This window comes from Acutalibacter intestini (assembly GCF_034334985.1).
GTDB lineage: Bacteria > Bacillota > Clostridia > Oscillospirales > Acutalibacteraceae > Acutalibacter > Acutalibacter intestini.
The window spans coordinates 1-5,842 of the sequence record NZ_JAWXXL010000074.1 but is presented as its reverse complement, the minus strand read 5'-3'; the positions used below and the strand labels follow the sequence as shown (position 1 = coordinate 5,842).

Genomic DNA, 5,842 nt, shown 5'->3' with positions numbered 1-5,842 from the left:
TCCGCCAAGATGCGGACGCAGGAATACACCGCCGTCATCTGCATGGCGCTCCGCTCGGTGACGGCCTTGCCGGAGGTGGAGCCGCCGAAGTAGAAGGTGTAGCCGCTCCCGGCGGTGCGGTTCTGGGGGGCGTCCCGCGAACGGAACAGACTGCTGAAAAAGCCCATAGAAATCACACTCCTTGGTCTTTATTTCCGAATGGCTATGTGGTAGAATATTGCAGAACACTGTCGAAGGAGGCAGCCATCATGTTGGATTTGAATGGCTACATGAAAAAAGTCGGCGTAACAAAGAAAAAATATGTGTCCGATTGGCTGGCAAAAGATCTCATTCCAGGTGCTTTGCAGGATGAGTCCACAGGGGAATACACATTCCCCGAATCAGCTCGGAGGCCCTATAGGTGCAATTCGCTGAAACCCAGTACAAAAGCTCCCCAGTTACGGGCGCATATTGTAAAAGCGTGTATTAACCGTCACCATATTACCAAGGATATGTGCTTTATGAGTGAGGGTGAGTTTAACGGAATGATTGATGACCTTGTAAATGCAGGTTGGATCAGACTTAGAATTGAAGACGGGATTACCTACTATGACTCCACAGAAAAAAGCGATACATACTCAGGTCAGCCCCTAAAGGAGCTTGTGAAAATACTCAACAGCACTCTGTCTGTCGTTACTGAGGCAGCGGCAAAAGGGGCTGTTACTGCTTGTTTAGCAGCGGGTCAGATAAATAGCAGGCCCCTGGTGTCATAAACAGAGGTGGCATCCTGACAGCGGATGGCCCGGTCGAGGGCCATGATTGTTGCCACGATGCCATCTATTTTTTCTGTGGATTTGTCCTTGTCCGGCTTGATGTTCCCAGCCGGGTCCTGGTGCATGACCACATTCTGAGCCATCCACTTCAAGACCGGGTTGCCGCCGTGGTTGATGCGGCCCTCCATCAGCAGCTTGTACAGCTCCTTGGAGGGCGGGGACATATCCTTATAGCCCTGACCGAAGGGGACCACGGTAAAGCCCATGTCCTCCAAGTTCTGTACCATCTGCGTAGCATTCCAGCGGTCAAAGGCGATCTCCTTAATGTTGTACCGCTCCCCCAAATCCTCGATAAACTTTTCGATAAAGCCATAGTGAACCACGTTGCCCTCGGTGGTGTTGATGAAGCCCTGCCGTTTCCACACATCGTAGAGAACATGGTCGCGACGGCAGCGTAGCTCCAACGTTTCCTCCGGGAGCCAGAAGAATGGCAGCACGATATAGGCCTCCTCCTCCGACCGGGGCGGGAACACCAGCGAGAGGGCGGTGATGTCCGAGGTACTGGAGAGGTCGAGGCCCCCAAAGCAATCCCGGCCATAGAGGTCATCCAGGTCGATAGGGCGGTTGCCCCGGTCGTAGATGTGTTCCGGTATCCAGCACACGGTGGCGGAAGTCCAGATGTTCAAGCGGAGCTGCTTGAACACATTTTCCTCGGCGGGGTTGTCCAAGGCGTTCTGGTAGGCTTCCCGCACCCGGTCAATGGAAATGGTATGTCCCAGGGAGGGGTTGGCCTTGTACCAGTTGGCCTCATCCGTCCAATCGTCCTCTATACTCAGGCCGTACACCACGGGATAAAACGATGGGTCATTCTTCCGGCCATCCAGCAGGTCGAGGGCCTTGGTGTGCAGTTCGTAGCAGATGCTGTTTTTGTTGGTGCCAGCGGTGGTGATGATGAAGAACAGCGGCTGCTCACGGGCATCGCCGGAGCCTTTGGTGAGAACATCGTAGAGCTGGCGGTTGGGCTGGGCGTGTATCTCGTCAAAGACCAGCCCGGACACGTTCAGCCCATGCTTAGTGCCGGTCTCCGCCGAAAGCACCTGGTAGTAGCCGTTGTTGCTGTAATTCACGATGCGCTTCTGGGCGGCGGTGATCTTGGAGCGGCGCATGAGCGCCGGGGACATCTGCACCATCTGCTTTGCTACATCGAACACGATGGATGCCTGGTTGCGGTCGCAGGCCGCACCGTAGACCTCCGCCGACTGCTCGTTGTCAGCGTAGAGCAGATACAGTGCCACCGCAGCCGCCAGCTCCGACTTGCCCTGTTTCTTGGGAATCTCCACATAGGCGGTCAGGAATTGCCGCTTGCCGTTCTCCTTCACAATGCCGAAGATGTCCCGCACGATCTGCTCCTGCCAAGGGAGGAGCATGAACGGGGTCCCGGCCCACTTGCCTTTGGTGTGGCAGAGATTCTGGATGAAGGTGACGGCCCGGTCCGCCTTGGCCTTGTCGTAGCGGGAGGTGGGGAGCATGAACTTGGAGGGGGTGTATTCGTATGCCATCAGGAGCCACCTCCCAGCAGTTTCTCCATCTCGTCCGCAGGCTCCACCGAGCCGTCCCCGGCGATGATGCGGCTCCGAGCCGAGGGAGTCAAGCCGAACTGCTCACAGAAACGGAGCATAATTTTCATATTGGTCTGGGCGATGGACACCTGCGGCACTTGCTGGAGGTATCCGTTGGGGGTGCGGATCATGGAGCCGTGCTGGGTAATGAACTCCTCTGCCTCCTTCCATCGGGCGTAGGCTTGGCAATAGCCAGCGAACGCCGCCATGTCCAGTTCGGTGAGGATGCCCATCTGCTCCAGCACCTTGCCCATGCGCCGCCACTCTCGCTTGGCCTCAGTGTCCAGCCAAGCTGGGCAGCGGGGAGCTTTGCGCTCCGGTCTCGGCTCGTTGGCGTTCAGTGGACGCTTGCCGGGGTTACCTTCCTGTTCTTTGATTGCGGTGGGCTTGGGTTTGCGGCCTCGTGTCGCCATCGGAACCGCCTCCTTTCTACAAAATGGGTATAAAAAATGACCTGCCCAGCGGCAAGTGGTCGACAAAAAAACAGTCCTACGATATAATGAGGTGAATCACATAGCAGGAAGAAGGTCCTTTCATGAAAAATGAATCAGAAAAACGGGCATGGTCCGGCACTATCGTTTCCATTCAGCCCCGCACCACCGTCTGGCGGTACCGGCTGGACAACCGCACCCATTCACATCTGGGCTACAACCTGTTTCTGGACGGAGAAGTCAACGGTTTGGCAGGGCCTTTTTCTGTGGCAATTTCGGAAAAGCAGCAGCAAAAAGCACAATTTCGTATCGGCGATAAGATAAAGGGAACTGCCTGGACGAAGATGTATGCGGTCACGGAGTACGCCGATTACTACCGCGCTGGGGCGCTGAAGGTGGTGGAACGCGCCGCAGAGCCGCAGGATGCAGGTTCTCCGCCGCCTTATCTCGCACCGCTGCCGGATATGGCTACCTGTGAACGGCGGGGTGCCAGGATGCTTAGCACCTCCTGCTACAAGGGGAAATTCTTTCAGTGTGTCTGGGCCACCATGGCGGCGGTGGCCATTGAGTATGATTGGGGCGTCAGGCAGAAATACCGCTTTGAAAGTTTCTGCTATGGACCCAAATCCTGCAAGTTCTACAAAATGGGCAGGCCCCGCGCTGTGCCATACAAGGGCGACAGTCCTTCCTACGATGACGGCTGTTTGGACGAGATTCTTACAGAGGGCCGGTCGTGGGACGAATAAGACGGTTCATAACGAGCAGCAGCCCCGGAGGGCTGGTGCTGCGGCGTATTCGGTTTTGGTTCAGTTCACCAGGGGCATCCGCTGTTCTCGCAGCCTCGCGTGTCGTAGAGCATCTCCTCAACGCTGGCGTAGTGCTGGAGCCGGGCCAGTTGCTCCAAAAGGCCGTAGACCTCTCGCTCCCGCTCCTCGTAGACCGCTGGGGGCAATCCGCACCCCATCCGTTCGTCCATCTCGATTCCGGTCTGTATGCGGTCAATCTTCTTGACGATTTCCTTTTTCTGCCTCGTCATCATCCGCACCCCCTCAGTGGGCCATCGCCCAGGCAATGGCGTGGCCGTTGTCCTCGAAGGCGTCCTCGGAGATGCTGACCAGCTCCACCCGGCCCTCGCAGGTGTGGTCGGCGGTGGTGAAGCGGTAGGTAGCCCCGTAGTAGCACCGCCCGTTGGGGTTGTAGTAGTACCCCGCGACCAGGACGCGGTCGCCGAAGGTGAGGATCGTGCCGCAGTTGTTCATCAACCGCATTTCGAGGTTCTCCGGGGTGGTGGCGGTGGGGAGCCGGTAGGTGTCGGCCTTGGCTGCGGTCTTGCTGTTCATCTTGATTTTCATGGTGTTGTCCTCCGTTTTCAAAGTGTGGTTTTCCCTTTCGGTGTACCCATATTCGCTCTAAACGGAGATAATAGCAAGACAATTCGGAACGTAAACTACACAAATAACTGGCGTGGAAACTGTGTAAATTACCTTCTCTGGCAGCGGTGGATGGTGTCGATGATTTTGTCCTGCTCGGCGGTGTCCACCCCGATGCTCTCCAGAGCCTCCCTGGTGCCGCAGTCGGGGCAGATGGGGCCGGAGCCGTCCCTGGCTGTGGCCGGGGGCGCGGTGTAGGTCTGGCCGCACCTGGGGCAGACCGAAATGCGAAAAATGTTGTCTTTCATTTCATCCCCTCCATGCTCCGCTGGATGGCGTCGGTCAAGTACCGCTGGCCGAAGCCAAAGGCATCATACCCGGCTCGGCAGACCGCCACATAGTGGGCGGAGGGCAGGCCGAGGCTCCGTTCCTCGTGCATAATATAAACGAACACCCTGCGGCGGCGAACCTTGCCGGAACGGATGCCCTTGATGGGCAGCACCATCTCGGCCTTGTAGTAAAAAGTGGGGTGGCCCTCGTAGTGGTCCAGGGCCAGCTCATCCTCCTCGCTGACCTCCCATGCCGCCACCGGGACGCTGGCCCCGGCTTTCGGCTCGATGGTGAGGTAGGAGCCGGTCTTGCTCCCCTTGAACAGCAGCTCATAGTCGGGGATGACTGAGGTGCCGATGATTCGCGCCCCTGGGCAGCGCATCCGCATCTGCGGGATGTTGAGGTTGCTGCCGTAGGCGATGTAGTATCTTTTTGCCATTTTGATTCCGTCCTTTCCGAAGGAGGTACCCTTCTACCACCTTAAGACCGCCGAAGCGGTCAAAGGTAAGGTAGCAGAAGGCTATCTCCTTCTGTTTGCCCTTCAAGCGGCGCGTCCGTTGCGGAAGGCGGCGTCCCCGGCGAGGCGGCGGGTCAGCAGGTCGCGGGCGGTGGCGAACTCCTCGCCGATGAAGCCCAGGCGGAGGAGCCAGGTGCGCATGGCGTACTTGGGGTTGTCGTTCTGCTGGGGCTTGGGGCTGGCGGTCTTGACCGACTTCGCCATCTGGCTCAGTGCGAGGCAAAGCTGGATGTAGCTCTTGAGCTGTCCGGCGTGGAGGCCGTTCTTACGGTCGGCGGTAGGGGCGTCGAACTGGAAAAGCCGGAACTCGACCGTACCCTTGGTGAAGGTAGCGTGGAGGTTGAGCATATGGTAGCGGCTGTCGTTGTAGTGCTGGTTCCTGCCGTAGGTGGCGTTGTTGGCGCTGTACCAAATGTCCGCCAGGTCGCTCATGGTGCTGGGCTTGCGGCGGTTGACCGTTTCGATGAACCGGGGGCTGACCGTCCGGCAGTAGCGGCTCATGCGGTAGTGGTCGAGGGCCAGGGCATCCGCCAGGAGGCTCTCGTGGCTGGCCATGATGTTCGCCAGGTTGCGGAGGGTCTGGGCGGTGTGGCCTTTGGCCCCGATGTGGATGTGGACTCCGCACCCTCTGGTGTAGTCGCTCTTGGCTCCAGCCTTGCGCAGCCGCCGCACCAGCTCCTGGAGGGTGTCCATGTCGGCGTAGGTGAGGATCGGCGTGACCATCTCGCACTTTTCGCTGTCCGGCCCCTCGATGCTCACGTCCCGCTGGAACTTCCACTCGCGGCCCTGGGCGTCCCAGGCCGACCAGGTGTAGTAGCCGTTG

Annotated in this window: 9 protein-coding genes and 1 pseudogene; 2 read left to right on the top strand and 8 right to left on the bottom strand. The window is 58.3% G+C overall.

The annotated features are described in order from the left end of the window. Positions 1 to 167: pseudogene (locus U8U68_RS21325) on the bottom strand (phage portal protein); the annotation flags it as partial. A gap of 81 nt (positions 168 to 248) precedes the next feature. On the opposite strand from U8U68_RS21325, the gene U8U68_RS21320 reads away from it, so the two are divergent. Further along, positions 249 to 752: a hypothetical protein gene (locus tag U8U68_RS21320; RefSeq protein WP_322204398.1), complete on the top strand. Its 504-nt coding sequence runs from the start codon at positions 249 to 251 to the stop codon at positions 750 to 752. Here U8U68_RS21320 and U8U68_RS21315 read toward each other — a convergent pair. Further along, positions 722 to 2,311 (bottom strand): terminase large subunit, encoded by a 1,590-nt coding sequence (locus U8U68_RS21315; protein WP_322204397.1) that lies wholly within the window; start codon positions 2,309 to 2,311, stop codon positions 722 to 724. The genes U8U68_RS21320 and U8U68_RS21315 overlap by 31 nt on opposite strands. After that, a complete protein-coding gene (locus U8U68_RS21310; RefSeq protein WP_322204395.1) occupies positions 2,311 to 2,784 on the bottom strand; it encodes a phage terminase small subunit P27 family in 474 nt (157 codons plus the stop codon). The genes U8U68_RS21315 and U8U68_RS21310 overlap by 1 nt, the downstream gene beginning before the upstream one ends. 122 nt (positions 2,785 to 2,906) lie before the next feature. Between U8U68_RS21310 and U8U68_RS21305 the strand changes: the two genes are divergently transcribed. Further along, on the top strand, positions 2,907 to 3,548 hold the full coding sequence (locus tag U8U68_RS21305) for a hypothetical protein (protein ID WP_322204393.1): 642 nt from the start codon (positions 2,907 to 2,909) through the stop codon (positions 3,546 to 3,548). Between the two features lie 65 nt (positions 3,549 to 3,613). On the opposite strand, the gene U8U68_RS21300 is transcribed toward U8U68_RS21305, so the two are convergent. The 5 genes from U8U68_RS21300 to U8U68_RS21280 form a co-directional block, all read right to left on the bottom strand. Then, positions 3,614 to 3,841, bottom strand: a complete 228-nt coding sequence (locus tag U8U68_RS21300; protein ID WP_322204391.1) for a hypothetical protein — start codon at positions 3,839 to 3,841, stop codon at positions 3,614 to 3,616. Positions 3,842 to 3,851: 10 nt separating this feature from the next. Then, entirely contained in the window at positions 3,852 to 4,154 is a 303-nt protein-coding gene (locus tag U8U68_RS21295) for an Nmad4 family putative nucleotide modification protein (RefSeq protein WP_322204389.1), read from the bottom strand. A gap of 128 nt (positions 4,155 to 4,282) precedes the next feature. Further along, the gene (locus U8U68_RS21290; RefSeq protein WP_322204387.1) at positions 4,283 to 4,480 is read right to left on the bottom strand and encodes a hypothetical protein; all 198 of its coding nucleotides are present in this window, start codon (positions 4,478 to 4,480) and stop codon (positions 4,283 to 4,285) included. Beyond that, complete coding sequence (locus U8U68_RS21285; protein ID WP_322204385.1) at positions 4,477 to 4,941, bottom strand: gamma-glutamylcyclotransferase family protein; 465 nt, start codon at positions 4,939 to 4,941, stop codon at positions 4,477 to 4,479. The genes U8U68_RS21290 and U8U68_RS21285 overlap by 4 nt, the downstream gene beginning before the upstream one ends. Before the next feature lie 102 nt (positions 4,942 to 5,043). Beyond that, positions 5,044 to 5,842, bottom strand: a 799-nt coding sequence (locus tag U8U68_RS21280) for an amidoligase family protein (RefSeq protein ID WP_322204383.1), incomplete at its 5' end; no start/stop codon positions are given.